This window comes from Mesorhizobium sp. ISC15 (assembly GCF_037162615.1).
GTDB lineage: Bacteria > Pseudomonadota > Alphaproteobacteria > Rhizobiales > Rhizobiaceae > Mesorhizobium > Mesorhizobium mediterraneum.
In genome coordinates this window covers 2358568-2382229 of the sequence record NZ_JAVSPX010000001.1, presented here as the reverse complement: position 1 = coordinate 2382229, position 23662 = coordinate 2358568, and the positions used below count along the sequence as shown (strand labels likewise).

Sequence of the window (23662 nt, the reverse complement as noted above, 5' to 3'; positions counted from 1 at the left end):
GACCAATAGACACCAGGCTGGCATCGCACCGGACCGGCAGCCGGGCGCGTACAGCGCGACACGAGCAGGACATGCCCATGCCCCAGACACTGATCAAGAACGCCACCCTTTTGACGATGTGCGCCCGGAACGGAAGCAAGCCGTTCCAAGGCGACATTCTTATCGAGGACGGCCGCATCTCTGCCGTCGGACAGAACCTCGTGGCTGCGCCGGATGCCACCCTCATCGACGGCCAAAACCGGCTGGTAATGCCGGGCCTCGTCAACGCCCATGCCCATTCGGGCGAAACCTTCTTTCGCGGCCGATATGAAGGCATGCCGCTAGAGCTCTGGCTTCTCTACGCCTACCCCCTGCTGATGGGCCCTGTCGTCGACGAGCGACTTCTCTACCTGCGCAGCCTTCTCCTCGCGATGGAATCGCTGCGCAGCGGCGTCACGACGATATGCGACGACTTCTTCGATCCGCCTGCGCACGACCTCTCACGGCTGTCAGCCGTCTTCAGGGCCTATGAGGACGCGGGCATCCGCGCCAATGTGTCGAGCGCGGCCATGAACGTGCATGCGCTGGACGCCCTGCCCTACGCCCGCGAGGTGATGCCGCTCCACCTGCAGCAGAAGCTCGATTTCGGGCCGCCGATGTCGACCGACGCCTATATGGACTACTGCCGTTCCGCCTTCGCGTCGCTGCATGGCAGGGCCGGCCGGCTCAATTTCATGATCGCACCGTCAGCGCCGCAACGCTGTACCCCGGACTTGCTGCAAGCCTGCCATGCACTCGCCGTTGACATGGGCGTGCCGCTACACACGCATATCCTGGAAACCAAGACACAGGCCGTGACCGGCCATGAAGTCTACGGCAAGAGCCTGATCGGCTATATGAGCGATCTCGGCGTGCTGTCGCGCAACACGACGATCGCCCATTCCGTCTGGGTGAGCGACAAGGACATCGCGACGATGGGCGAGGCAGGGTGCTCCGTTGCCCACAATGCCATTTCCAACCAGAAGCTCGGCGCCGGCATTGCTCCCATTCGCCGCCTGATGAATGCAGGCATAACCGTTGGTCTCGGGACCGATGGCATGTCGTCGAACGACACGGCGCGCATCTTCGACGTCATGCGGGTGGCCGGGCTGATCCATAGTGTTTCCGGCCCGGATTATGACCAGTGGATCCGTGCTGAGGAAATCCTGACCATGGCGACGATCGGCGGCGCACGCAGTGCCATGCTGGAGAATGTCACCGGTTCGCTCGAAGTCGGCAAGGCCGCTGATCTGCTGATCCTCGATCTCACCACCCTCAGCTTCACCCCGCTCAACGATATCGCCAAGCATCTCGTCTATGCCGAGAACGGTTCTTCCATCGAAACGGTGATGATAGCGGGGCAGATCGTCGTCCATGACGGCCGCCTGCAAACGATCGACGAAGCCGCCATACTGGCCGAGATCCGTGAGCTTGTCCCGGCGCACCTCGCCGCGCACGCCGAACTGGAGACACGGAACGCGGTGTTCCACTCCGCCATGGCGGAAATCCATCGGCGCGCCACGTCGAAGGACATCGGGATGAACCGCTATGCCGGAAATCATGGCGCATGAGCCTGCGTAGCGGGCACCATCATTCCGCCGGCGACATGCCTCAAGCACCGTCATTATGGTCGGCATGGGGGCTACAAGGCTGGCCCCAATCGGATCGGGCTGCCGTCGCTGAATCGCGAGATGCGGAACCGATTGAGGTTGTGGCCAACCTCATTACCCTGGATCAGGTCCGACACGACGCGGCCCATGCCGGGCCCGATGCCGAAACCGTGGCCGCTCATCCCGGTCGCAACGACGAGGCCTGGAATCTCGGCTACGCGGTCGACGATGGGCACCACGTCCGGCATCGCATCGATCATGCCCGCCCAGCTCGCCTTCAGCCGCACGTCCTTGACCTGAGGGAAAAGCTCCCTGAACCCGCGCTCGATCGAAAGGAGCCCGGAGGGTTCGGGAGCGGGGTTCAGGATGCGCATCCGCTCGAACGGACTTTCCTGGGTCGCGTCCCACTTGCGCGGCGTCGACCAGGCATCCGGATATCCCATTGGCGCCGCCGGCAGGTATCGCGTGCCCAGGGGATTTGCCCTCAAGGCGGGAACGTATTTGATCGCATGCCGGAATGCGTCCGGGCCGACATAGAGCTGGCTGGCACCGCCCGACGCGAGCGTATAGCCGCCATCCTGCCGCCGCCGGAAGGCGATGTGTTCGTCGGTGGCTGCCCCCGCATAGATCTCGGGCATCGGCTCGGTCGCGGCGACGGTCGACCTGACGCTGAGCTGCGGGATCGAGATGCCATGCGCGCGTAGGAAGAGCGCTGTCCACGCGCCGCTGGCGACGAGAACATTCGAGGTAGCGATGCGGCCCTTCTCGGTCCAGACGCCGCTGATCCGACCGCCGGATCGGTCAAGCATCCGCGCCGCGCAATTCTCGATGATCGTGACGCCTTCCCGGGCGGCCAGGCGAGCGATCGCCGGCACGGCAACCCAAGGCTCGGCCCGCATGTCCGACGGGGTTATCATTCCGCCCTTGTAGCGCCGCGACATGGCGGGGATCAGATCCACGACCTCATTCGGGTCGAGGAGGCGTGTGTCGACACCGTGTGCGCCGGCGATCCGCACGAACGCAGCAAACGCGGCCATCTCCGTGTCGGTCCGCGCAAGGTATGTGATCCCGGTCTGCCTCAGACCGATATCCTCGTCGCACTCTTCGGCAAGTTGCTGCCAGAGTTGGCGCGCTTCGATCATGATCGGCAGTTCGTCAGCGTCGCGGCCTTGCTGCCGGATCCAACCCCAGTTGCGCGATGACTGCTCGGCCGCGATGCGGCCCTTCTCGACAAGCGTGACCGAGATGTTCCGTCGCGCCAGAAACAGTGCCGTCATCACGCCGATGATGCCTCCGCCAACGATCACGACGTCGGATGTCTTCGGCAACAGCGCCTGAAACTGCACCGGGGTGGCTTCGCTGAACGGGAAGGTTGTCAATGGCAGCCTGTCTTTCTCTTGGTCACATCGACACCTTATCCGCACACTTCTGCCGGCGGCATCGGTCGGCAGGACATCGCAGACGATCGCATTCAGCTGTTATCCAGACAGGCCGCCAGCGTCTCCGAGAATATCCGGATACCCACCGGAATCAGTTCGTCGCGGAAGTCATATTCAGGAGGACGGACCCGTGGCCAGTCGGGGCCGGACCCGAGAAAGAGCATCGCGGCCTTTGCGCCGCTCAGCCCGAACTGCCCGATCCTCCGAACCGACCGACGGCACTTCTGGTCGCGCCGCCCAATACCCGCACGCTCCAATCCGTTGGCGAAGATAGCCGTCGCCTCGGGCTCGTTGATGGAAGCGGCGAAGACGTCGTCATACTCGTGCGCGCAGAGGAGTCCGTGGTGATTGCGCTTGGTCTTCTTGGCGATCTGGGCCATCCAGCCCTCGATTTTTCAAACGGCTCTCAAGCCCGCAGATCGTCTTTTTACCGCAGTCGCCACCGGGTGGATCTAGAGAAGCGCGATCACCCGAGTCGGCCCGCCGGTCGCGCCTCTCACCTTCGGAATCCCAAGGAAGAGACGCGCCCCGACTTCAGGAATCGCGTCTAGATTTGCAAGGCACTCGACGCCCCAGCGACCGCTTCCAAGCCATTCGTAGTGGACGGGAAATGCCCCGCCCGAATTAAGCCCCGTGTCGAGGGAGAGGGTGTCGACTCCAATGCCCTTAACATTTCGCTCGCCTATCAGGAATTGCGCAGTCTCGACGTGAAAGCCGGGGGTATGATTTCTCTTCTCGCCGTCATTGCCGGTGAACTTTGGATCGTCCAGAAGCTTGTGCCATCCGGAATTCATCACCACACAGCATCCCTCCGGAAGAGGCCCGTTTTTTGCCTCCCACGCTTTGATATCGTCGGGGGTGAGAGATGTGTCCGCATTCTCGGCCGCCCGCGAAGCAATATTGATGACTGCGACAGGCACGATCAGGTCGGAGATGGGAATCAGATCGGCCGTCAAGCCATCGGCAGAAAAATGGATGGGCGCGTCCATATGGGTGCCACTGTGTTCGACGATCGTCCAGCGGTTCAGGTTCACCTTGTCCTTTGCGAAGGTGACCAAATGCTCGACGGTGAACCATTTCTCGCCGCTAAAGGTCGGAAACCCTTCATAGAGCGCGTGCGAAAGGTCGACCGTCTCGCTGAAGCTCGTTGGAGCGGCCTGGGCTTGTGGCGTGCCAGGAAACGCCGCGGCGGCGGCGCCGAGGCCCAAAGTGAAGCCGGTTTTGAGAAGACCTCTACGTGTGGCTTTCTCACAGATTGAATGCAGGCATCCCGGAGGGCACATGTTTTTTCCTTCCCATTGGCGATCTTGACGAGACGATTGTCGTACTATCCAGTTAGTATATTCCCGCTGCGGATTTCACGCCTTGCCTGTGGCCTTACCTAACCTTCCATCAGTTGCTTCAGCGAATTGACCGCGGTGGCGTATCCTCGCGGCCCCAAACCGGCGATGACCGCCGTCGCCACCGTCGAGACGAGCGATTTGTGATAGATTTCCTCGCGTCGGTGGATGTTGGAAATGTGGAGCTCAACGATCGGTTCAGGAAACATCTTGAGCGCGTCGAGGATGGCAATCGAGGTGAACGAGAAGCCGGCCGGGTTGATGATGATGCCGGCGCCGTCGTCGATCGCCTCGTGGATCCAGCCGACGATCTCGCCCTCGAAATTCGACTGGTGAAAGCGGACTGGAAGCCCGTCTGCGGCCTTCCGGCACATCGTCTCGATCTCGGCAAGCGTCGTCGTCCCGTAGATTTCCGGCTCGCGGCTGCCCAAGCGATTGAGGTTTGGGCCGTTGAGAACGAAGATTGGCTTGGTCATGGTCCTATCCTTGATAGCCCAGCAGGCGCGGCAGCCACAGCACCAGCGATGGGAAGAAGGTGATCAGCATCAGGGCGGCAATCATGGCGTAGAGAAACGGCATTACGTCGTGCACCAGGTCGCGCAGCGGCACCTCTGCGATGCGGGTCATGATGAACAGCAGCAACCCGTATGGTGGAGTGACAAGCCCGAGCATGATGTTGACGACGACCATCACGCCGAAATGCACCATGTCGACGCCGAGCGCCTTCGCCGTCGGAATCAGCACCGGCACGATCACCAGCAGTATAGTCGTGCCCTCCAGCACGCAGCCCAGGAGCAGCAGCAGGATGTTGACGAGGATCAGGAAACCCATCGGCGAAAGATCCCAGGACTGCAGGATCACCGACAGGGACTGCGGAATGTTCTCAACCGTGACAACGTAGTTGAACACCAGGGCGCCGGCGATGAGCATGCCGATGGAGGCCGTGGTGCGGGCGCTGTTGAGAAGCGCATGGTAGATCTGGCCCAGCGTCACGCTGCGATAGATCGCGACCGAGATGAGCAGCGCGTACCCGGCGGCGACCGCCGCGGCCTCGGTAGGGGTCATCACGCCACCCCTTATGCCGACCAGCAGAACGACCGGCAGCATCAGCGCCGGAAACGCTCGCAAGGTGATCCCCGGAAATTCCCTGAGCGGCACCGGCTTCTCGACCGGAAAGTTTTTCCGGCGCGCATCGATGGCGACGATGATCATCTGCGACAGGGCGAGAAGAAGGCCCGGCACGATACCCGCAATGAAGAGGTAGCCGATGGATGCATCCGAGATCAGCGCATAGATGACCAGCGGAATTGACGGAGGAATGATGGGGCCGATGACGGAGGTGACGGCTGTCAGCGCTGCGGCATAGCTCGCCGGATACTTGCCATCCTTGGTCATGAGCTGCTGCATCATCTTGCCGGTGCCCGCGGCGTCGGCAATGGCCGAGCCGGACATGCCGGCGAAGATGATCGACTGCAGCACGTTGACTTGCGCCAGGCCGCCGCGGAAACGGCCGACGACAGCGTTGCAGAATTGCAGCAGCCGGTCGGTCATTGTTCCGGCGTTCATCAACTCCGCGGCGAGAATGAACATCGGCACGGCAAGCAGAATGTAGCTCGTGTAGAGCCCGTTGAGGAGCTGCTCGGCGGACGTGCCCATGTCGAGCCCTGCTAGCCAGAGATAGAGGATCGACCCGGCGATCATCGAGTGACCGATCGGCAGGCCAAGCAGGGCCAGCGCTGTGATCGCAACGACCGACAGCGAAAAGGGACTCGCGAGGCTCATACGCCGGAACTCGCTTTCGTCGGGTCAAATTCCGCCGGCGCTTCGCCCCGGAGAGCACGCCACGCGAGCCATAGGTAGCGGGCAATCACGGCGACCACGAAGACGAGGTAGATCGAGAACAGCCAGTCGAAGCGTATCTTGAGGTAGGCGGTGCTCTCGACCTTCATGAAGGTCACATAGTCGAAGACGGCCGGAAAGGACCAGCCATAGAGCGCGACGAGAGCGATCGCGAAGGCGAGCGTCATCGCTCGCCTTATGTTCGGACCGACTGCGGCATAGAGGAGATCAAAACGGATTTCCTCTTCCTCACGAACGACGAACGCTGCGCCGAACAGCACAACCCAAATCCAGAGCACGACGGTGAGCTCGTTGCTCCAGCCGGTCGGCCAGTTGAGAAGGTAACGAAAAGCAACCTGCAGAAGAAACGCGGCGAACATGGCGCCGATTGCGATGGCGATGGCGTTCTCGGCGCGCCGGTATAGCCAGCCGCCGACCTTTTTCAATCCCGGGTTCATCATGCCTCCCTGGCGTCGTCTGGCTAAACGAGTTTGGGCCAGCCGGTCACAAGCGGACCGGCTGGCGAGTTTTGTCGCGTCAAAGCGCGTTGATCTTGTCGATCATCCCGGCCGGCCATTCCTTGGCGAGGTCAGAGGCAAGATATTGCTCCTGCACGTGCTTGCGGAATGCAGCGACGTCGGGCTCGTAGATCTTCAGGCCTTTGCCCTTGAATGTTTCAACGAGTTCCTTCTCGCGCGTCAGGTGTTTTTCTGTCGAGAAGTCGATCGCCTTGTCCGCCGCGGCCTGGATCTTTGCCTGCTTCTCGGCCCCCATCTCGTCCCACAATTTTTTCGAGATGCTGAGAAGGTCGAAACCGACAAGGTGCGAGGTGAGCACGATCTGCGACATGACCTCGTAGAACTTCATGTTCTCGACGTTGGGCAGAGGGTTGTCCTGCCCATCGATCGCTCCTGTCTGCAGGCCAGTATAGACCTCTGCGTAGGCCATCGGCGTAGGATTCGCGCCGAGCGCCTGGCCGAGGAATTGCCAGGCGTCGCCACCCGGCATGCGCAGCTTGACGCCGGCCAAGTCGGCGGGAGTCTTGATTTCCTTATCGGGCTTCAGGCCGACCTGACGCAGGCCGAAATAGGTGGGGCCGAGCACCCTCACGCCGAGTTGGTCCTCGGTCATCTTCTTCAGCTCCGCGCCGGCGTCGCTGGCAAAGAAGGCCTTGAGATGCGCGGCGTCGCGGAACAGGTAGCCGGCGGTGACGATAGACCAGGCCGGAATCTGCTTGGAGATGTCCTGCGGGGCGATGTTGCCCATTTCGAGGTTGCCGCGCTGGATGGCGACAAGCTCGGTGCCCTGCTTGAACAGGTTGCCGCCGTAGTAGCCCTCGAAGGCAAAGTCGTTCTTGATGTCGTCGGCGAACATTTTCATCATCTCGGCCCGGATGTCCTGTTCCGAGAACACGGCCGAGAAACGCAGCTTTGGTTTGTCCTGCGCGAAGGCGGGGACAGCGGTTCCGGCGGCAAATGCGCCGGCAGCGACCATAAACATGCGTCGGTTCATTTTAGCGCTCATGTCGATTTCCTCCCAGTGGTCTTCATGCGGTTATAGGCGTCATTGCCTTCATGCGGCGGCCTCGAAGTGATCTGCCATGGCGCGGCGGTCGGCCTTGCGCCCGGTGAAGAGCTCGAACGCGCGGACGGCCTGATAGATCGCCATGCCGATGCCCGGCAGCGTTCTGCAGCCGATCTTACGGGCCGCGATCAACAACTCCGTTTCCATCGGAAAATAGACTATGTCGGCGACCCATTTTTCGGCCGTCAGAAGAGCCGTGTCGAACGGTGTTCCGGGGTATTTCGCCATGCCCACCGGGGTCGTGTTGACGATGCCGTTTGCCATGCGCACCGCTGCGGCCGGGTCCGGCCACGCCTCGACGCGGCCGCCGAACAAGGCGCCCATGCGCAACGCAAGATCCGAGGCGCGATCGGGTTGGCTGTCGACGACGAACAGCCGGCCAACGCCCATCTCCATCAGCGCATTTGCGACTGCGGCGCCCGCTCCGCCGGCGCCGAACATGGCGACACTGCCCATCGATGCGCCTGTCATCGCTTCGCGAAAACTCTCCGCGAAACCCCAGCCGTCGGTGTTGTGGCCTTCCTTGCGTCCGCCAGCGAACACGATCGTATTCACCGCGCCTATCGCGCGCGCTTCGGGTGACAGCGCATCGAGGACGGGAATAACAGCCTGTTTAAACGGATGAGTGACGTTGAGGCCCTGAAAGCCCGCAATTTGCGCCGCCGCGATCAAGTCGCCGATCGCCGCGTCCGGAAATCCGAGCCTATCGAAATCGAGCAAAAGGTACGAATAGCCGATGCCAAGGCGCCGGGCTTCACGCTCATGCATGCCGGGAGTGCGCGAGGACTGAATGCCGCGTCCGACAAGGCCAATCACGACCTTTTCGCTGTCGCCGCTAGCAGCGCTCTTGTGCTCGTCCGCAAGACGGCAAAGGAGGTCGACAAGGCTGTCGCCCATCTCCCGAGATTCCTCCCTGTGCGGGCCGCCTCCTGGCCCAAATGCGGCAATTCTTGGATCGCCCTTGTGTTCACGTCAAACGCGCCGGTAAATAAGTCCGTCGCGATTTGCGAATGATGTACTAACTGGTTAGTTTAGTCAATTGCCGGCTGGCGCCGGGGCGGGAACTCAAACTGCATGGCCGTTATCAAGAAGGAACGAAAGCCGAAGCCGGACGCGAGCACGACGCGTATCCAGGACCCTGAGGGCACGCGCCGCAACATCCTGGAGATCGCCTCCAAGGAGTTTGCCCTGAACGGCTTGTCGGGCGCGCGCATAGACGAGATTGCGGCGCGCACACGCTTCAGCAAGCGCATGATCTACTACTACTTCGGCGACAAAGAGGGCCTCTACCTGCGCGCGCTCGAGAACGCGTATCGCCAGGTGCGCGAGGGCGAGGCCCAACTCGATATCGAAGGTTTGCCCCCCGTGGCGGCACTGACGCGCCTAGTGGAGTTCACGTTCGACCACCATCACCGACACGAGGAATTCATCCGCATGGTGATGATCGAGAACATCCATCACGGCCAATACCTCGAACAATCGGATGCGATCCGCGAACTGAACGTGGCTGCGATCGACCATATCTCTCGCATCTATTCACGCGGTGTCGAAGAGGGGGTCTTCCGGCCGGGGCTCGACGCGGTCGAACTCCATTGGCAGGTAAGCGCGCTGTGCTTCTTCAACGTTTCCAACCGCGCCACCTTTTCGATGATCTTCGGACGCGACTTTGGCGCGCCGGCACAACTCGAGCGGCTCAAGCGCAACAGCGTGGAGATGCTGTTGCGCTTTGTCGCGAAGGACGAAGCTCCCGCAGAACGCTGAGCGCGCCAAAACTTGCGGTGCTGCCAGCGTTGCCTTAATTATGTACGAACTGGTTCGTTCATAACAACCAGGGAGGAGGCGCGTTTGAAGACTTCGATCGCGACGGTGTCGATCGCCGGTGACCTGGCGGAGAAATTCGCGGCAATTTCCGCCGCGGGCTTCGACGGTGTTGAAATCTTCGAGAACGATTTCCTCGCCTTTGATGGCTCACCGCGGGACGTCGGCCGAATGGCTGATGACGCAGGTTTGACCATAACGCTCTTCCAGCCGTTCAGGGACTTCGAGGGTTTGCCGGAGCCCCAGCGTAGCCGCGCTTTCGACCGTGCCGAGCGCAAGTTCGACGTCATGCAGGAACTCGGCACCGACCTGATGCTGGTATGCTCGTCGGTGTCGCCGGTCTCGCTTGGCGGGATCGACCGGGCGGCCATGGACTTTCACGAGCTTGGCGAGCGCGCCGCCAAGCGCGGCCTGCGCGTCGGCTACGAGGCATTGGCCTGGGGGCGTCACGTCAACGATCATCGCGATGCGTGGGAAATCGTGCGCAGGACTGCGCATCCGAACATCGGGCTGGTTCTCGATTCTTTCCACACGCTAGCCCGCAGGATTGAGCTCGGCTCCATCCGTTCGATACCCGCCGACAAGATCTTCATTGTCCAACTCGCCGACGCGCCGTTGATCGAAATGGACTTGCTCTATTGGAGCCGGCACTTCCGCAACATGCCAGGCGAAGGCGATCTGCCGGTGCGACAGTTCATGCAGGCGGTCGCGGCAACCGGTTATGACGGCTATCTGTCGCTCGAGATTTTCAACGACCAGTTCCGTGGCGGGTCGGCAAAGGCGATCTCCGTCGACGGACGGCGTTCGCTCATATGGTTGATGGACCAGGTGCGGCGTGAAGAACCGGCACTTGACATGGCTATCCCGCCCATGCCCGACCGCATCGGGGTTGGAGGGGTCGAGTTCATCGAGTTCGCGGCCGATCGCCAGGACGCCGGACAGCTTGGATCGCTGTTGCGCATGCTCGGCTTTGTCGAGGCCGGTCGACACGTCTCGAAGGACGTCACGCTCTACCGCCAGGGCGAGATCAATATTGTCATCAATACGGAGCGGCAGGGCTTCGCCCATTCTTCCTTTGTTGTCCATGGCACATCGGCATATGCGATGGGCCTGAAGGTCGAGGACGCCGCCGCCACGGTTGCGCGCGCCGAGGCGCTGGGCGCGGAGATCTTTCAGCAGCGGGTCGGCCCTGGCGAGCTGTCGATCCCGGCGATCCGCGGCGTCGGTGGCGGACTGATCTACTTCCTCGACGCCAAGACCGACCTGGCGAAGGTCTGGGACATAGAGTTCACGCCGGTCATGCCGACAAGTTCCGGCAATGGCGTCGGCCTCACCCGCATCGATCATGTCGGGCAGACCATGGCACAGGAGGAGATGTCGAGCTGGCTGCTGTTCTATGTCTCGATCTTCAGGACGACCAAGACCCCTATGGTCGACATCGTCGATCCGGCCGGCCTCGTGCGCAGCCAGGTGATCGAAGGTCTGGACAAGCGCTTCCGCCTCACGCTGAACGGCGCCGAGAGTCACCGCACCCTGGCTGGCCATTTCATCGCCGAAACCTTTGGTTCCGGCGTCCAGCATTTCGCACTCGCGACCGATGACATCTTTGCGACGGCGGCGAAGCTGCAGGCCAACGGCTTCGAACCGCTTCAGATATCGATGAACTACTACGACGACGTAGAGGCGCGCTTCGGTTTGGATCCGGAGGTCGCCGATCGGTTGCGCTCAGCCAATATTCTTTATGACCGCGACGACAACGGCGAATTTTTTCAGCTCTATGCGCCGACATTCGGAGAGGGGTTCATTATCGAGTTTGTTGAACGGCGCGGCGCGTATGCAGGATATGGTGCGCCGAACGCACCATTCCGCATCGCCGCGCAAAAGCGGCTGATGCGGCCCAAAGGAATGCCAAAGATATGACCGGTATGAACTTTGCTCGCATCAACGACGCGACGATCCACTATCGGTATCGTCCCGCAGCTGGCAGGCCGACGGTCGTCTTCGCGAACTCGCTCGGCACGGATATGCGCATCTGGAACGAGGTCGAGCGAAGGCTCGCCAACGACTGCACGTTCGTTGCATTTGACAAGCGCGGACACGGTCTGAGCGAGCTGGGTGACGCGCCGCAAACAATCGAGACCCATGCGACGGACCTTGCAGGGCTGCTCGACCATCTTGGCGTAAAACGCGCTGTGATCTGCGGGCTTTCGATCGGCGGCGTCATTGCGCAATGCCTTTACAAGACGCGGCCGGATTTGATCGAGGGGTTGATCCTTTGCGATACGGCAGCGAAAATCGGCACGGCCGAGATGTGGAACGGGCGCATCAACGCGGCGCTGTCGGAGGGCATCGCGAGCTTTGCCGACGACGTGATGCGAAAATGGTTCACACCGGATTTCCATAAGAATCGCGGCGAGGAACTGGCAGGGTATAAAACGATGCTGACGCGCCAGGATCCGGCCGGCTACGCTGCTGCCTGCGCAGCTATCCGCGACGCCGATTTGACCGCTACGACCGCCGCGATTAATGTGCCGACACTCTGCATTGTCGGCGATCAAGACGGATCGACGCCGCCTGAACTGGTGGAATCGCTGGCCCTCTCAATCCCCGCCTCACGGTTCGAGGTCATCGCCGGTGCGGGCCACATCCCATGCGTCGAGCAGCCGGGAAGGCTCGCAGGGCTGATCCGTGGCTTCCTGAACGACATGCGAAGGGAGCGCGAATGAACAAGCCACAACACGGCGCCCGATACGTCGAAGGGATGACGACGCGCCGTTCGGTGCTGGGTGACGCCCATGTCGACCGCGCAGAGGCGGCCAAGACCGAATTTGACATTCCTTTCCAGGAACTGATCACGGAGGCTGCATGGAGCCACGTCTGGTCACGGCCGAACATCACCAAGCGCGAGCGTTCTATGATCACCATCGCGCTGCTCGCCGCGCTGAAGCAGGATGAAGAAGTCGCGATGCATATCCGCGCCAGCGTCAATACCGGAGCGACGCGCGACGACATACGCGAGGCGCTGCTGCATGTGGCAATCTATGCCGGCGTGCCGGCGGCAAATCACGCGATGAAGATCGCCAGGAAGACGTTCGACGAAATGGACGCTCAAGCCGGCAAATCATGACCAAGTCGCGCTTTCCCGCCAACCGCACGCCGGAAATCGGCGCCTTCTTTCAGCGCGACCGCAACTGGCATCCGCCGGCTTTCACGCCAGCCTACAAGACTTCGGTGCTGCGCTCGCCGCAGCGGCCGCTTCTTTCCCTCGACAACACCCTGTCGGAGCTTACGGGGCCGGTCTTCGGCCACAATATTCTCGGTGAGCTGGACAATGACCTCATATACAATTTTGCCGGGCCGGGCGAAAGCGCGATCGGGCCGCGCATCCTCGTCTATGGCCGCGTACTCGATGAGCGCGGCATCGGCGTCGCCGGTGCGCTGCTGGAGATATGGCAGGCCAACGCAGGCGGACGCTACCGACACAAGAAGGAAACCTATCTCGCGCCGCTCGATCCGAACTTCGGCGGCTGCGGCCGCACCATCACCGGCGAGGATGGCTCCTATTGTTTCCGCACAGTCCAGCCGGGGCCATATCCCTGGCCCAACGGACCCAACGACTGGCGTCCAGCCCACATCCATTTCTCGATCTTCGGGCACGGCTTCGCGCAGCGCTTGATCACCCAGATGTATTTCGAGGGCGACCCGATGATCTGGAGGTGCCCGATCGTGCGGACTATCAACGACCGCCGCGCTATTGAAGGCCTCACCGCCGCGCTCGACATGGAGGCAACGATGCCGATGGATGCGCGGGCATACAAATTCGACATCGTGCTGCGCGGCCGCCGCTCGACGCTGTTCGAAAACCGCATTGAGGGCAGCTGATGGTCCAGGGTCTCAGCCGGCTGAAGGAAAGCGCCTCGCAGACTGCGGGACCTTACGTCCATATAGGGCTGACGCCCAACTTTGCCGGCATCTCGGGCATCTATGAACGCGACCTTGGCGCCGCGATGGTCAACGACAAGACCAAGGGCGAGCGCATCAGGGTCAACATCCGGGTGATCGACGGCGCCGGCTCGCCGCTGAAAGACGCGCTTGTGGAGATCTGGCAGGCGGACGCCGCCGGCATCTACAATTCGCCCTCGGATCTGCGCGGCTCCGCCGACCCGAATTTTACCGGCTGGGGCCGGCTGCCCACCGACATGACGACGGGCGAATGCATGTTCGAGACCATCAAACCCGGTCGCGTGCCCTTTTTTGACGGCCGCAAGATGGCGCCGCATTTGACGGTGTGGATCGTCGCGCGTGGAATCAACATTGGCCTTCACACCCGGATGTATTTCAGCGACGAGGAAACGGCCAACGCCGAGGATCCCGTCCTGATGCGCATTGAGCAAAGAGAGCGCGTGTCGACGCTGGTCGCGCCGCGCGCTGGCGACATCTATAAGTTCGACATTCACCTCCAGGGCATGAACGAGACGGTCTTCTTCGACATATGATCGCAGCATTCGACAGTCCCCTCCTGTCCGGGCTTCTCGGCGATGAGAAGATGGCGACGCTGCTCGGCGTCGAGGCCGAACTTGCGACGATGCTGCAATTCGAGAAAGCGCTCGCCGACGCAGAGGGTGCGCTCGACATCGTCCCCGCGGCTGCAGCAAGCGCAATCGGACGCGTCCTCGACAACTTCCAGCCGGAAATCCCGGCCCTGAGGGACGCGACAGCGCGCGACGGCGTCATGGTGCCGGAGCTGGTGCGGCAGATCAGGCATGCCGTGGGAGAGCCGCATTCGGAGCATGTGCATTTCGGTGCGACCAGCCAGGACGTGATCGACACGGCCATGATCCTGCGAATTCGCGCCTGTATCGACCTGTTGGAAGAACGGCTTTCGGCACTGGTGGTCGCCTTTGCCGATCTCGGTCATCGGTTTGGCGATCGCCCGCTGATGGCCCGAACCCGAATGCAGGCAGCGATCCCGATTTCCGTAGCCGACCGCGTCACAAGCTGGCGCGAACCGCTCGTGCGCCACCACGAGCGGCTTCAATCGATGCGAAGATCGGTTCTCGTCATCCAGTTCGGCGGCGCCGTCGGGACACTCGAGAAGTTCGCAGACAAGGGAGCCGCCGTCCGTGCCGCGGTGGCCGAGCGGCTGAGCCTCGGCGACGCGCCGCAATGGCACAGCCAGCGCGACCGCATCGCTGAGCTGGCCAACTGGCTGTCGCTTGTGACGGGCGGCCTCGGCAAGTTCGGGCAGGACATTGCGCTGATGGCGCAGGCAGGCGACGAGCTGCAACTGGCGGGCGGCGGTTCATCGTCGGCCATGGCGCACAAGCGCAATCCCATCGATGCCGAGATGCTGGTGACGCTCGCCCGCTACAACGCCGTCCAGCTCTCCGGGACGCATCATGCGCTCGTCCACGAGCAGGAGCGCTCTGGCGCCGCCTGGACGCTGGAATGGTTGATCCTGCCGCAGATGCTCATGGCGGCTGGAGCATCGACCTGTGTCGCGGACAGGCTGCTGAGCAACATTACGGCGATCGGAGCCTAGAGCGGGATGCATTCAAATTAAACTGGACATCCCGCTCTATATATTTGTTTTAGCTGCATTTCTGCGACGCCAATTGATTCCACTTGGCTGCAAAATGCTCGCGCCACGTTGCGATTGTCTTCGCCCGCCTGATTGGCGCAGCCGAAGATTACATCGTCCACGGCCTTCCAATCGACGCCGCCGTTGCGCGCTAGCAACGCCTTGAGCGGAATGGCGCCGAGAACGTCGGCCCGTACCGAAGAGAGTGCCCCGCCAAAGCGGCCGATCGGCGTGCGGATATAGTCGCCAATGAAAACGTCCGTCATCCTAGAGTTCCGGGACGATCAGGTCGGCAACAGTGCCGGTCACCAGCAATTCGGCGCCAGTGACGGCCTGCAGATCATCGAGGGACAATGCGGGCAGCTTCTCGCGCAGGACGAAGCGCCCGCCCTCGATGTCGATCACCGCAAGCGAGGTATAGACGCGCGTCACGCAGCCGACGCCGGTCAGAGGCAGGGTGCAGCGCCTCAGAAGCTTCGGCTTGCCGTCTTTCGTCACGTGATCGGTAATCACCGCAACGCGCCGGGCACCATGGACGAGGTCCATCGCGCCGCCTACCGCCGGCACCCCATTTGGCCCTGTCGACCAGTTGGCGAGGTCGCCACTCTCGGCTACCTCATAGGCGCCGAGGATCGCCACATCCAGATGGCCGCCCCGCACCATGGCGAAGCTGTCCGCGTGGTGGAAGAACGCGGCGCCAGGCTTCAGCGTCACCGCCTTCTTGCCGGCATTGATTAGATCCCAGTCCTCTTCGCCTTTCGGCGGAGGCTCGCCGAAGTTCAGGATGCCGTTTTCGGTGTGAAAGATCGCCTCCCGACCGGGCGGCTGATACTGCGCCACCTTCTCGGGAAAGCCGATGCCGAGATTGACATAGGCGCCGTCCTGAATGTCCTGCGCGGCGCGCCAGGCGATCTGGTTGTTGGTCAGCTTCACAATCATCTCAGGCAATTTCCGGATAGACGGCGTTCGCGCGGTTCAGATCTTCTTCCTGCCGCGGATGGGCGACCGCGACCACCTTCTGGACGAAGATGCCGGGGGTGATGACGATTTCGGGGTCGATCCCTCCCGCCGGCACGATCCGCGTCGCCTGCACGACGGTCTCCGCCGCCGCCATGCACATCAGCGGATTGAAGTTCCTCGCGGCCGCCCGATAGGTGAGATTGCCATGGGCGTCTGCAATCTCCGCCTTCACGAGCGCTACATCGCACTTCAGCCAGCTTTCCTGCACATAGCACCGTCCGTCGAATTCAGCGACCGGCTTGCCCTTCGCGAGATCCGTTCCGTAGGACGTCGGCGTATAGAAGGCCGGGATTCCTGCCCCACCCGCGCGGATGCGCTCGGCAAGCGTGCCCTGCGGCACCAGCTCCAGCTCGATCTTCCCGGACAGATAGAGATCGGTGAACACCACCGGATCAGCAGAGCGCGGGAAGGAGCAGATCAGCTTCTTCACCATCCCGGCCCCGATCAGCGCGGCGAGGCCGACATGGCCGTTGCCCGCATTGTTGTTGATGATCGTCAGGTCCTTCGGGTGCCCCGTGGCGCGGAAACGGTCGATGAGCGCATGGATCAACTCGATGGGTGAACCCGCCCCCCCGAAGCCTCCGATCATCACGGTCATGCCGTCTCCGATCCCTGAAACCGCCGTGGCGGGGTCTGCAACTGTCTTGTCCATCCGAGTTCCTCTCAGCTCCGTGGCGCGCCCGCGGCAAAGCGAGGGATAGGCCCGGCTCGAGCTTCCGTCCATTCAGTTTGTGCGATATGATGCATTTGTTCGCATATCGCTCAAGATTGAGGTAAGAAGCAGCATGACCGTCACCGAACGCGACCTGATGGGCGGCCTCGCCAAGGGCCTGGCTGTGATCGAGACGTTCAGCCCCAACCACCCGCGCCAGTCGATCTCCAAGGTCGCGGCGGCCGCCGGGCTGGACCGGGCGACGACACGGCGGTGCCTGCTGACGCTCGTGCATCTCGGCTACGCCGATCATGACGGGAAGTTCTTCACGCTGACCCCGCGCGTGCTGCGGCTGGGCACGGCTTGCCTCGCCACCATGCCGCTGCCGCAACTCGTGCAGCCGCTGCTCGACCAGTTGTCCGACGAGATCGGGGAAAGCTCCTCGGTCTCGATCCTCGATGGCGCCGAGATCGTGTATGTCGCCCGCGCGGCGCAGCGAAAGGTAATGTCGATCACGTTGATGCCCGGCTCGCGCCTGCCGGCCTATTGCACCTCGATGGGCCGTGTGCTGCTCGCCGCCCTGCCCGAGGCCCAGGCGCGGGAGCGGCTCGGTTCCGTCCCCCTGCCCCGTCGCACCCCGCATACGCTTACGGAGCCCGAGGCGGTCATGGCCGAGCTGGCTCGCGTTCGGGCAGAAGGCTATGCCGTCATCGACCAAGAGGTCGAGATCGGCCTCCGCTCCATCGCGGTTCCCCTGGTGACGGCACGCCGTGTCATCGTCGCTGCCGTCAATCTCGGGTTGCCGGTCCGCAGCGAGCCGATCGAAGAGCTCGCAGCGCGCTATCTCCCGGCGCTTCAAACCGTCAGCTCGAGAATGCAGGAAATCCTACGCTGAACATGTCGCGCAATGGTTCAGCCCGGACGACCGCGCCGGCGGGCGCGGAACCAACTCGCGACAGGGCTGGCTGGCGGAGTAGGATCCGGCGCAGCTCCTGATCAGCGACTGGACCATCACCGAGATGTCCTCGGCGATGGCTATCAAGCTGCGGACCGGGCAGGTCAACCTGGAGCAGCGCGCGGCGGCGCTCGCCATGTTCAACAAGCTGATCGCCGAGAGCTTCAACGTGCTGCCAGTGACGGGCGGGCATTTCCGGGCGGCGGCGAAGTTCGCCGATCAGCATACGCTCGGACCTCGCGCCGGCGATGCTCTGCATCTAGCGACAGCGTCGGAGCATGGCGCCACGGTACACACGCTCGACCCGCGGCTTGCCGAGGCCGGTCCGATGCTCGGCGTGCCGACGCAGCTGCTGGCATGATCCAGCCCTCCTGCCCCGCCGACCATGCCGGGCGCCCGTGGCTGGTGACTGGACCGATGAGCAGAAGGACGCGATCGTCGCGGACTATTTCACGACCATCCGCTGTCCAACCAGCGAGCCTGAGGTAGAGCGTCTGTCTGACGGGCCGGCGGTTAGCCGCCGCCGCCCATGGTCACGGACATGAAGGCCCGGAAGGCCGCCGCCGCCGGGTCGATTAGTCTGTCACGCGACCAGGCCAAGCCGACATCCATAGTGGGGATCGGCTCGACAAGCCCGCGCACTTCGATGCGCTGCCCCTCCAAGGACCAGGGGCGATAAACCATGTCGGACAGGACAGTGACCCCCATGCCGGCAGCCACGAGCGACCGCACGGCCTCGACCGAACTGGTGGTAAGGACGGCGCGGAGCGAGAGGCCCGCGGCATCCCAGTAACGGGCGGCCGTCGTGCGTGCCTCATCCACCGTCAGCATGACATAATCTTCCGCCGCCACATCGGCGAGGCTGATTTCCTGCCGCGCGAGCAGATGATGATCAGCCGAAAGCCAGAGCCGGCGGTTCGACCGCATCAAGACCTCCTGCGCCAATTCCTCGGTGTGCTCCAGGTTGGACACCAGCATCACGGCCATGTCGATGTCCCCGCACATCAAGCCGCTTTCGAGAGCGTCTCGGGGCAGTTCCAGCACCTCGACCTCGATCTCGGGATAGGTCTTTCGAAACCGCGCGTAGTGGCGCGACATGTAGTAGCCGACGACCGTGTAGGTCATGCCCAGCCGCAGCTTGCCCGCCAGGCCTTTCCTATCGCGCAACGGGCTTCGGACGGCGGCTGCGACCGCCCCGGTGATAACACGCGCATGTTCAAGAAACCGCGCGCCCTCCATCGTCAATCTTACGCCAGCGTGGTTACGCTCCAAAAGCCGTACGCCCAGGTCAGCCTCAAGCGTCTTTATCGCCGCAGTGACCGCCGATTGTGAGATGTTGAGTTCCACCGCGGCATGACTGACCTGTCCGCTCTCGGCGGTCGCGATAAAATAATCAAGCTGTTTCAAGGTGATGGTCATGGTGCGCTCCGGCCCAGAACCATTATCTGTTTTTTTGATATGACAATCAATAAACTACTATTTCACAAATGCCAGCGCATGCGCAAAAAATGCTGCAACGCCGCAAAGACGGCAGCTTCGAGGGGTAACAATGCGATGGCGGTGACGCTAAACTGCGACATGGGCGAAAGCTTTGGCCTCTACAAGGTTGGTGATGATGTGGGCATGATGCCGATCATCGACGTTGCCAATGTCGCCTGTGGTTTTCACGCTTCCGATCCAGATCACATGCACGCCGCCGTCCGCAGCGCCAAGGCGAGTGGCGTAAAGATCGGCGCCCATCCAGGCTTGCCGGACATTCAGGGTTTCGGACGGCGCGAGATGCGGATGACCCGCGACGAAGTCAGGAACACCATCGTTTACCAGGTGGGAGCGCTTGCCGGCTTCCTCAAGGCCGAGGGTGTGGAACTCCACCATATAAAGCCGCATGGCAGCCTCTACTTCATGGCCATGCAGCAGGAGGCCGTCGCCCATGGCGTGTGCGACGCGGCAGAGGTTTTCGGCGTACCCCTCTTCGGCATGACGGGCACCCTGCACGAGAAGATCTATCAAGAGCGCGGTATCCCATTCGTCGCCGAGTTCTATGCCGATCTCGACTACGATGCCTCCGGCAAGCTGATTCTGACACGCGTTCATGACGCCAAGGACCCCGCAGAGATGGCCGAGCGTTGCGTGCGCGCCATCAGCGAGGGTGAGGGCACGGCAGAGGACGGCAGTTTCTTCCCTGTGCGCTGCGAAACCATCTGCGTGCATTCCGATACGCCGAACGCCATCGAAATAGCCAGGGCCGTGCGCACTGCAATCGCCCCTTGGCACTGAAGTCGACCGAAACCGCCCGCGCAGGCGGTTACAAATTAGCCTGTCAGCAGTTTTCCGGAGCTTTTTATGGCCCAGATCCTTTCGCCTCTTCCCGGCACTTTTTATCGGAGCGCTTCGCCAGACCAGCCGCCCTACAAGGCGGATGGCGACGCGGTTTCCGCCGGAGACGTAATCGGTCTCATCGAAGTGATGAAGTCGTTCCACGAAGTGAGGGCCGAGACGGCCGGTACGAACATCCGCTTCATTGCCGACAATGAGGACCCCATCATGGCCGGCGCACCTATTGCGGATCTCGACTGATGCTGAAAAAGCTTCTGGTTGCCAACCGGGGCGAGATAGCGGTCAGGATCATCCGGGCCGCACAAGATCTGGGCATCGCCACCGTGGCGGTGTACTCGGCCGCAGACGCGGGATCGCTCCACGTCCAGCTTGCAGACGAAGCGGTCAACATCGGCCCACCGGCAGCAAAGAAGTCCTATCTCAACGTCGAAGCAATTCTGAAGGCTGCCCGCGACACCGGTTGCGACAGCGTTCATCCTGGCTATGGTTTCCTTGCCGAGAATGCCGCGTTTTCCGACGCGGTCACAGGCGCTGGATTGGTCTTCGTCGGCCCGTCGGGAGATGCGATCCGGATGATGGGAGACAAGGTCTCGGCGCGATCGGCCGCTGCCGCTGCAGGTGTCCCTGTGGTGCCTGGCTCGGCTGGCCGAGTCGAGGGCCTCAAGGCTGGCCACGAGGTGCTGACCGAAACCGGTTTTCCGGTGATGATCAAGGCTGCGGCGGGCGGCGGCGGGCGGGGCATCCGCATTGCGAACTCGCTCGCAGAGTTCGAACAAGCCTTTCCTCAGGCCGAAGCAGAAGCTCTCGCCGCCTTTGGCGACGGTGGTCTCTACATGGAAAAGGTGATCGGCAAGGCCCGCCATATCGAAGTGCAGGTACTGGCAGACGGAAGCGACGCCATCCACTGCTACGAGCGGGAGTGCTCGCTGCAGCGGCGACGCCAGAAGGTTTGGGAGGAGGCGCCGTCGCGCGCACTTTCCGACAGGCTGCGCGAGGAGCTCTGCGCTTCGGCGGTCGCTTTGGCCAAGACGGTCAAATACTCTGGTGCCGGCACGGTGGAGTATCTTTATGACGATGAAGCAGATCGCTTTTACTTCATCGAGATGAACACCCGTATCCAGGTTGAGCACCCGGTCACCGAGGCGATCACCGGCATCGACCTCGTTGCGGAGATGCTTCGCATCGCCGGCGGCGAGAAGCTGCGGATTCGGCAAGGCGATGTCTCCGTCAAGGGGCATGCGATCGAAGTCCGGCTCAATGCCGAAGACCCGGCGAAGGAGTTCGCTCCATTCCCCGGGCAGGTGGCCGAGCTTCGCATTCCCGGCGGTCCCGGCGTACGCTTCGATTCCATGCTCTACCAAGGCTATCAGGTGCCGCCCTTTTATGACTCGCTGCTTGCCAAGCTGATCGTGCATGCAGAGACGCGCGAGGCGGCGATAGTGCGCCTGATCCGCGCGCTCAACGAGTTGAAGATCGGCGGGCTCAATACCACCAAGCCGCTGTTTCTTGCGCTGGCCGCCGATCCGGCGGTGCGGGCGGGAGACGTGCATACCCGCTGGCTGGAAGGCTGGCTCATCGAAAACGCCGCAGCATTGGCGGGTTAAGGAGGATCGATGTCGATACGATTCAACTTCGGCGGTGACGAACATATCTTCGGCGAGGTGTCCGAGGAAATGTCGCTCACCTCCTTCTTTACCGGCCTTTCGATGACCAACGCGGTGCGTACGGCAGGCATCCGAGGTGTCACCGAGATCTGCCCAGCCAACGCCAGCTTCCAGATTCGCTTCAACCCCGACATCGTCAAGCCCCAGGATTTGCTCAGCGAACTGAAGTCGATGGAAGAGGCGGCCTCAAAGGCGGACCCGGTGCTGAAGACCCGGATCATCGAACTGCCGGTTTATTTCCAGGATCCGTGGACGCGTGAAACCTGCTTGCGCTTCCGCGAGCGCCATCAGGACCCGTCCTCCACCGATCTTGAATATTCGGCACGCATCAACGGCTACGCCACGGTGGAAGAGTTTATCGCTGCCTATTCCGGCCAGCCCTGGTTCGTATCCATGGTCGGCTTCGTCGCTGGACTGCCCTTCCTGTACCAGATGGTTGAGCGCAAGAAACAGATTCAGGCGCCGAAATACTTGCGTCCACGCACCGACACTCCCAAGCTCACCATTGGCCATGGCGGCTGCTTTGCAGCGATCTATTCGGTGCGCGGCGCTGGCGGCTACCAGATGTATGGCATAACCCCGGCCCCGATCTACGACCCGACCAGGAAGGTGCGCTACCTCTCCGATGACATGTGCCTGTTCAAGCCAGGCGACATCGTCAAGTTCAAGGCCATTGGCCGCGATGACTACGACGCCACGCTGGAGGAAATCGAAGCCAATCGGTGGCAGCCGACGGTTCGCGATTGCACCTTCAGCCTAAAGGACTTCAACAGCGATATTTACGGCACCAATGCAAAGCTGATGGAGCTTATCAATGGCCGTTAAGGTAATCTCTCCCGGCCTCTCCACTTCCGTGCAGGACCTTGGCCGACCAGGCCACTATCATGTTGGCATTCCCGAAGGCGGCGGCATGGACCGCTTTGCCACACGCATCGCAAACCTGCTTGTCGGCAACGATCCGGATGCTGCAGTGCTCGAAGCCACCTTCATGGGCCCCGAACTCGAATTCACCCAATCCGCAATCATCGCCGTCACGGGAGGAGACCTCCCACCCAAACTTAATGGCGAGGAACGGCCGGCCTGGGAAAGTTTTCCGGTGAAGGCGGGTGACCGGCTTTCCTTTGGCTTCCTCAAGGGCGGCGCGCGCGCTTATCTGGCCGTCTCCGGCGGCATCGACGTACCGGTGGTTCTCGGTTCGCGCTCAACTTACATTCTGGGCGCACTCGGCGGCCATCAGGGCCGCACGCTGAAGGCGGGCGATGAGCTTCCCGTCGGCGAAGGTTCCGGCAAAGCCGGTCTTTCGCTGCCTGCAAATCTGCGCCGCGCGCGGAGTAGTTTGGCGGAACTCAGAATGCTGCCCGGCATGTACTGGCATCGGATCACTGAAGCTGCCGGCAACCGGTTCTTTGAGGAAACCTGGAAGGTCGCGCCCGAAGCTGACCGCATCGGCTATCGCTTCCGTGGCGGAACGGCGCTGGAGTTCGTTGAGCGCGAGCAGCCTTTCGGTGCAGGCTCCGACCCCTCGAACATCGTCGATGCCTGCTATCCTTATGGATCCGTCCAGGTGCCGAGTGGCACAGAGCCGATCGTTCTTCACCGGGACGCAGTTTCGGGTGGCGGGTACATGATGCTGGGCGTGGTAATATCGGCCGACATGGACCTGATCGCCCAGCTCCAGCCGCACACCCCGGCGCGCTTCGTTCCGGTGACGCTGGAAGACGCGCTTGCCGCGCGAACCGAACAGCGCGCCGCGCTGGCGCGTGCTGAAGGGCATCTGGCCGGCTGACATCAGCCGGGAAAATGCC

At 62.1% G+C, this 23662-nt stretch carries 26 protein-coding genes and 1 pseudogene; 15 read left to right on the top strand and 12 right to left on the bottom strand.

What is annotated here, in order from left to right; translation table 11 throughout:
* The first annotated feature begins 77 nt into the window (after positions 1-77).
* The gene (locus tag RPG13_RS11495; RefSeq protein WP_095483688.1) at positions 78-1589 is read left to right on the top strand and encodes an amidohydrolase family protein; all 1512 of its coding nucleotides are present in this window, start codon (positions 78-80) and stop codon (positions 1587-1589) included.
* A gap of 71 nt (positions 1590-1660) precedes the next feature.
* Here RPG13_RS11495 and RPG13_RS11490 read toward each other — a convergent pair whose 3' ends face one another.
* From RPG13_RS11490 to RPG13_RS11455, 8 genes are all read right to left on the bottom strand, one after another.
* The gene (locus tag RPG13_RS11490) at positions 1661-3007 is read right to left on the bottom strand and encodes an NAD(P)/FAD-dependent oxidoreductase (protein ID WP_337125045.1); all 1347 of its coding nucleotides are present in this window, start codon (positions 3005-3007) and stop codon (positions 1661-1663) included.
* Positions 3008-3099: 92 nt separating this feature from the next.
* Positions 3100-3447, bottom strand: coding sequence for a hypothetical protein (locus RPG13_RS11485; RefSeq protein WP_128241262.1), 348 nt, complete (start codon positions 3445-3447; stop codon positions 3100-3102).
* A 72-nt stretch (positions 3448-3519) separates the two neighbouring features.
* Entirely contained in the window at positions 3520-4275 is a 756-nt protein-coding gene (locus RPG13_RS11480) for a cyclase family protein (RefSeq protein ID WP_158302519.1), read from the bottom strand.
* A gap of 173 nt (positions 4276-4448) precedes the next feature.
* Positions 4449-4883 carry a type II 3-dehydroquinate dehydratase gene (locus tag RPG13_RS11475; RefSeq protein ID WP_337125044.1) on the bottom strand — a complete coding sequence of 145 codons (435 nt, stop codon included), beginning with the start codon at positions 4881-4883 and terminating at the stop codon, positions 4449-4451.
* 4 nt (positions 4884-4887) lie between these two features.
* Positions 4888-6189 carry a TRAP transporter large permease gene (locus RPG13_RS11470; protein WP_337125043.1) on the bottom strand — a complete coding sequence of 434 codons (1302 nt, stop codon included), beginning with the start codon at positions 6187-6189 and terminating at the stop codon, positions 4888-4890.
* Positions 6186-6704, bottom strand: coding sequence for a TRAP transporter small permease (locus RPG13_RS11465; protein ID WP_128241264.1), 519 nt, complete (start codon positions 6702-6704; stop codon positions 6186-6188). Before RPG13_RS11465 ends, RPG13_RS11470 begins: the two co-directional genes overlap by 4 nt.
* Before the next feature lie 79 nt (positions 6705-6783).
* Entirely contained in the window at positions 6784-7770 is a 987-nt protein-coding gene (gene dctP, locus RPG13_RS11460; RefSeq protein ID WP_128241265.1) for a TRAP transporter substrate-binding protein DctP, read from the bottom strand.
* A 48-nt stretch (positions 7771-7818) separates the two neighbouring features.
* Entirely contained in the window at positions 7819-8727 is a 909-nt protein-coding gene (locus tag RPG13_RS11455; protein WP_128241266.1) for a shikimate dehydrogenase, read from the bottom strand.
* A 177-nt stretch (positions 8728-8904) separates the two neighbouring features.
* Between RPG13_RS11455 and RPG13_RS11450 the strand changes: the two genes are divergently transcribed.
* The 7 genes from RPG13_RS11450 (at position 8905) to RPG13_RS11420 (ending at position 15190) form a co-directional block, all read left to right on the top strand.
* On the top strand, positions 8905-9591 hold the full coding sequence (locus RPG13_RS11450; protein WP_128241267.1) for a TetR/AcrR family transcriptional regulator: 687 nt from the start codon (positions 8905-8907) through the stop codon (positions 9589-9591).
* An 84-nt stretch (positions 9592-9675) separates the two neighbouring features.
* On the top strand, positions 9676-11568 hold the full coding sequence (locus RPG13_RS11445; protein ID WP_128241268.1) for a bifunctional sugar phosphate isomerase/epimerase/4-hydroxyphenylpyruvate dioxygenase family protein: 1893 nt from the start codon (positions 9676-9678) through the stop codon (positions 11566-11568).
* A gap of 5 nt (positions 11569-11573) precedes the next feature.
* Positions 11574-12374: a 3-oxoadipate enol-lactonase gene (gene pcaD / locus RPG13_RS11440; RefSeq protein ID WP_128241326.1), complete on the top strand. Its 801-nt coding sequence runs from the start codon at positions 11574-11576 to the stop codon at positions 12372-12374.
* On the top strand, positions 12371-12775 hold the full coding sequence (gene pcaC / locus RPG13_RS11435) for a 4-carboxymuconolactone decarboxylase (protein ID WP_128241269.1): 405 nt from the start codon (positions 12371-12373) through the stop codon (positions 12773-12775). The genes pcaD and pcaC overlap by 4 nt, the downstream gene beginning before the upstream one ends.
* Positions 12772-13530, top strand: coding sequence for a protocatechuate 3,4-dioxygenase subunit beta (pcaH, locus tag RPG13_RS11430; RefSeq protein WP_292713631.1), 759 nt, complete (start codon positions 12772-12774; stop codon positions 13528-13530). Before pcaC ends, pcaH begins: the two co-directional genes overlap by 4 nt.
* Entirely contained in the window at positions 13530-14144 is a 615-nt protein-coding gene (gene pcaG, locus RPG13_RS11425) for a protocatechuate 3,4-dioxygenase subunit alpha (RefSeq protein ID WP_292219227.1), read from the top strand. Before pcaH ends, pcaG begins: the two co-directional genes overlap by 1 nt.
* Positions 14141-15190, top strand: coding sequence for a 3-carboxy-cis,cis-muconate cycloisomerase (locus RPG13_RS11420; RefSeq protein WP_337125042.1), 1050 nt, complete (start codon positions 14141-14143; stop codon positions 15188-15190). Before pcaG ends, RPG13_RS11420 begins: the two co-directional genes overlap by 4 nt.
* A gap of 17 nt (positions 15191-15207) precedes the next feature.
* Here RPG13_RS11420 and RPG13_RS11415 read toward each other — a convergent pair whose 3' ends face one another.
* From RPG13_RS11415 to RPG13_RS11405, 3 genes are read right to left on the bottom strand one after another with little or no spacing between them, the layout of a single operon-like run.
* Positions 15208-15495, bottom strand: a complete 288-nt coding sequence (locus RPG13_RS11415; RefSeq protein ID WP_337125041.1) for a hypothetical protein — start codon at positions 15493-15495, stop codon at positions 15208-15210.
* 1 nt (position 15496) lies between these two features.
* Complete coding sequence (locus RPG13_RS11410; RefSeq protein ID WP_126103554.1) at positions 15497-16168, bottom strand: 3-oxoacid CoA-transferase subunit B; 672 nt, start codon at positions 16166-16168, stop codon at positions 15497-15499.
* 1 nt (position 16169) lies between these two features.
* Positions 16170-16901, bottom strand: coding sequence for a 3-oxoacid CoA-transferase subunit A (locus RPG13_RS11405; RefSeq protein ID WP_337125040.1), 732 nt, complete (start codon positions 16899-16901; stop codon positions 16170-16172).
* A gap of 133 nt (positions 16902-17034) precedes the next feature.
* Here RPG13_RS11405 and RPG13_RS11400 point away from each other — a divergent pair, with 133 nt between their 5' ends.
* Together RPG13_RS11400 and RPG13_RS11395 are read left to right on the top strand one after the other, a co-directional pair.
* Positions 17035-17796, top strand: a complete 762-nt coding sequence (locus tag RPG13_RS11400; protein WP_337125039.1) for an IclR family transcriptional regulator domain-containing protein — start codon at positions 17035-17037, stop codon at positions 17794-17796.
* A gap of 61 nt (positions 17797-17857) precedes the next feature.
* A pseudogene (locus tag RPG13_RS11395) lies at positions 17858-18217 on the top strand (type II toxin-antitoxin system VapC family toxin); the annotation flags it as partial.
* Positions 18218-18369: 152 nt separating this feature from the next.
* On the opposite strand, the gene RPG13_RS11390 reads toward RPG13_RS11395, so the two are convergent.
* Positions 18370-19275, bottom strand: a complete 906-nt coding sequence (locus RPG13_RS11390; protein WP_337125038.1) for a LysR family transcriptional regulator — start codon at positions 19273-19275, stop codon at positions 18370-18372.
* 135 nt (positions 19276-19410) lie between these two features.
* Between RPG13_RS11390 and pxpA the strand changes: the two genes are divergently transcribed.
* The 5 genes from pxpA to RPG13_RS11365 all read left to right on the top strand — a co-directional run bounded on the left by pxpA (position 19411) and on the right by RPG13_RS11365 (position 23643).
* Positions 19411-20133 (top strand): 5-oxoprolinase subunit PxpA, encoded by a 723-nt coding sequence (gene pxpA / locus RPG13_RS11385; protein ID WP_127203926.1) that lies wholly within the window; start codon positions 19411-19413, stop codon positions 20131-20133.
* Between the two features lie 66 nt (positions 20134-20199).
* A complete protein-coding gene (locus RPG13_RS11380; protein ID WP_013533152.1) occupies positions 20200-20433 on the top strand; it encodes an acetyl-CoA carboxylase in 234 nt (77 codons plus the stop codon).
* On the top strand, positions 20433-21797 hold the full coding sequence (locus RPG13_RS11375) for an acetyl-CoA carboxylase biotin carboxylase subunit (protein WP_128284591.1): 1365 nt from the start codon (positions 20433-20435) through the stop codon (positions 21795-21797). Before RPG13_RS11380 ends, RPG13_RS11375 begins: the two co-directional genes overlap by 1 nt.
* A gap of 9 nt (positions 21798-21806) precedes the next feature.
* Positions 21807-22682, top strand: coding sequence for a 5-oxoprolinase subunit B family protein (locus RPG13_RS11370; RefSeq protein WP_095483667.1), 876 nt, complete (start codon positions 21807-21809; stop codon positions 22680-22682).
* Positions 22672-23643 (top strand): biotin-dependent carboxyltransferase family protein, encoded by a 972-nt coding sequence (locus RPG13_RS11365; protein ID WP_128284592.1) that lies wholly within the window; start codon positions 22672-22674, stop codon positions 23641-23643. The genes RPG13_RS11370 and RPG13_RS11365 overlap by 11 nt, the downstream gene beginning before the upstream one ends.
* Positions 23644-23662: the final 19 nt, after the last annotated feature.

Bases quoted from the DNA above. Each gene is read 5' to 3' on its own strand.
- RPG13_RS11495 (WP_095483688.1), top strand. From the start codon at position 78: ATGCCCCAGACACTGATCAAGAACGCCACCCTTTTGACGATGTGCGCC.
- RPG13_RS11485 (WP_128241262.1), bottom strand. From the start codon at position 3,447: ATGGCCCAGATCGCCAAGAAGACCAAGCGCAATCACCACGGACTCCTC.
- RPG13_RS11475 (WP_337125044.1), bottom strand. From the start codon at position 4,883: ATGACCAAGCCAATCTTCGTTCTCAACGGCCCAAACCTCAATCGCTTG.
- RPG13_RS11470 (WP_337125043.1), bottom strand. From the start codon at position 6,189: ATGAGCCTCGCGAGTCCCTTTTCGCTGTCGGTCGTTGCGATCACAGCG.
- RPG13_RS11465 (WP_128241264.1), bottom strand. From the start codon at position 6,704: ATGAACCCGGGATTGAAAAAGGTCGGCGGCTGGCTATACCGGCGCGCC.
- dctP (WP_128241265.1), bottom strand. From the start codon at position 7,770: ATGAGCGCTAAAATGAACCGACGCATGTTTATGGTCGCTGCCGGCGCA.
- RPG13_RS11455 (WP_128241266.1), bottom strand. From the start codon at position 8,727: ATGGGCGACAGCCTTGTCGACCTCCTTTGCCGTCTTGCGGACGAGCAC.
- RPG13_RS11450 (WP_128241267.1), top strand. From the start codon at position 8,905: ATGGCCGTTATCAAGAAGGAACGAAAGCCGAAGCCGGACGCGAGCACG.
- pcaD (WP_128241326.1), top strand. From the start codon at position 11,574: ATGAACTTTGCTCGCATCAACGACGCGACGATCCACTATCGGTATCGT.
- pcaC (WP_128241269.1), top strand. From the start codon at position 12,371: ATGAACAAGCCACAACACGGCGCCCGATACGTCGAAGGGATGACGACG.
- pcaH (WP_292713631.1), top strand. From the start codon at position 12,772: ATGACCAAGTCGCGCTTTCCCGCCAACCGCACGCCGGAAATCGGCGCC.
- pcaG (WP_292219227.1), top strand. From the start codon at position 13,530: ATGGTCCAGGGTCTCAGCCGGCTGAAGGAAAGCGCCTCGCAGACTGCG.
- RPG13_RS11420 (WP_337125042.1), top strand. From the start codon at position 14,141: ATGATCGCAGCATTCGACAGTCCCCTCCTGTCCGGGCTTCTCGGCGAT.
- RPG13_RS11415 (WP_337125041.1), bottom strand. From the start codon at position 15,495: ATGACGGACGTTTTCATTGGCGACTATATCCGCACGCCGATCGGCCGC.
- RPG13_RS11410 (WP_126103554.1), bottom strand. From the start codon at position 16,168: ATGATTGTGAAGCTGACCAACAACCAGATCGCCTGGCGCGCCGCGCAG.
- RPG13_RS11405 (WP_337125040.1), bottom strand. From the start codon at position 16,901: ATGGACAAGACAGTTGCAGACCCCGCCACGGCGGTTTCAGGGATCGGA.
- RPG13_RS11400 (WP_337125039.1), top strand. From the start codon at position 17,035: ATGACCGTCACCGAACGCGACCTGATGGGCGGCCTCGCCAAGGGCCTG.
- RPG13_RS11390 (WP_337125038.1), bottom strand. From the start codon at position 19,275: ATGACCATCACCTTGAAACAGCTTGATTATTTTATCGCGACCGCCGAG.
- pxpA (WP_127203926.1), top strand. From the start codon at position 19,411: ATGGCGGTGACGCTAAACTGCGACATGGGCGAAAGCTTTGGCCTCTAC.
- RPG13_RS11380 (WP_013533152.1), top strand. From the start codon at position 20,200: ATGGCCCAGATCCTTTCGCCTCTTCCCGGCACTTTTTATCGGAGCGCT.
- RPG13_RS11375 (WP_128284591.1), top strand. From the start codon at position 20,433: ATGCTGAAAAAGCTTCTGGTTGCCAACCGGGGCGAGATAGCGGTCAGG.
- RPG13_RS11370 (WP_095483667.1), top strand. From the start codon at position 21,807: ATGTCGATACGATTCAACTTCGGCGGTGACGAACATATCTTCGGCGAG.
- RPG13_RS11365 (WP_128284592.1), top strand. From the start codon at position 22,672: ATGGCCGTTAAGGTAATCTCTCCCGGCCTCTCCACTTCCGTGCAGGAC.